We start from the raw sequence: 1326 nt of genomic DNA, 5'->3' as shown, positions 1-1326 counted from the left end.
AAGTGAATACACCTTACTTTTTAATTTTCAACTATGAAAAAGTTCATTAAATCTATCGTTTTTGCCGCAGCTATGCTGCTGAGCGTAAGTGTGTGGGCAGGCAACCCTGAAAATGTCCCCATGTGCAACAATGTACAAAATGTAATTACCGCAGAACCTTTGACAGCACCCGAAGTAAAAGATGTGCAGCAAGTGCCTTGTGTAATATACTTAAACATTTGTGGTAAATACGTTCAACTACCTGCTGTATTTCTTTCTGGTTGCGATGAGTTTACCATAGCGATTCAAACACTTATAGACAATCACGCAAATTGTTAAAAAGTTTAACTTTACCACAGTACTGTGCTGTGGTAAAGTTTTTTCAAACATATTGAGTCTATTTTATTTTTAATAGGATTCTGAAAACTAAAAATTTGATTTTGAGTATTTTATGTTATCTCTTTTTGTGTTATTATTTATTAGATTTAATATAAATCAAGAGCAACTACATCTATGAAAAAAATTTTGATTTTATTGTTTGGGCTATTCTTAGGAACATACCTTGTAGCACAAAATTTATCTGGACTTATAAGGTATAATTTTACTTTTCCCGCTCCCGCAGAACTTCGTACGTTTCCTGCCTATTTGTATTTTAACACCGAAAAATCTTTATTTGATTACGATAAATTAGTATATATGCGAAAAGAAGACTCTATGGAAGTAAACGCCTCTGTTACAGGAGATAAACCCACCAAGAGAAAACGAGACACTTATGGACAAATGTATTTGACAGATAAAAAAACAAGTATAATTTATTTCAGGGAATTTATTTATGGCAAGCCCTACATAAGTCAGGAGAAAATTCCTGTTATACCTTGGCAGCTTAAAAATGAAGTAAAAACGATTTTAGGATTCAGTTGCAAAAATGCCACTGCTGAGTTTAGAGGGAGAAAATACATAGTTTGGTACACCCCTGCTATTCCTGCGAGTGTAGGTCCTTGGAAATTGCAGGGGTTGCCTGGTGCTATTCTGGAAGCTAAGAGTGAAGATGGCGAGGTAAGTTTTGAAGCAGAAAGCATTCGTATTCCCGCAGATGTTCAAAAAGAACTAAGTATCTCAGAAATTCCTGACGGGAAAATGGTATCTTACCCTGATGAGTACCGTAAAGCCATGAAAACAGAATATGAAAAAGAATCAGAGAAAACCAACGCACTCATAATGAATATCATTGAAATAGGCAAAAAAGAAGGTAAAATTCCAAATGACGCAAAATTTGGCAAAGCAAAATTATTTGAAATGTTCACCATTGAAAAATACGAATAAATTCATTTAATTTTACAGAATGCG

Annotated in this window: 2 protein-coding genes; both read left to right on the top strand. The window is 34.2% G+C overall.

Annotation, left to right across the window (positions count from 1 at the left end; genetic code table 11):
- Positions 1-33 precede the first annotated feature (33 nt).
- Positions 34-318, top strand: coding sequence for a hypothetical protein (locus tag NZ519_13900; GenBank protein MCS7029847.1), 285 nt, complete (start codon positions 34-36; stop codon positions 316-318).
- A gap of 174 nt (positions 319-492) precedes the next feature.
- Positions 493-1302: a GLPGLI family protein gene (locus NZ519_13895; GenBank protein ID MCS7029846.1), complete on the top strand. Its 810-nt coding sequence runs from the start codon at positions 493-495 to the stop codon at positions 1300-1302.
- The last annotated feature ends 24 nt before the right edge of the window (positions 1303-1326 follow it).

The sequence above is a fragment of the Bacteroidia bacterium genome, from assembly GCA_025056095.1.
Taxonomy (GTDB): Bacteria; Bacteroidota; Bacteroidia; order JANWVE01; family JANWVE01; genus JANWVE01.
Note: the sequence above shows the minus strand (reverse complement) of the source record. Positions and strands in the feature narration are given on the sequence as shown.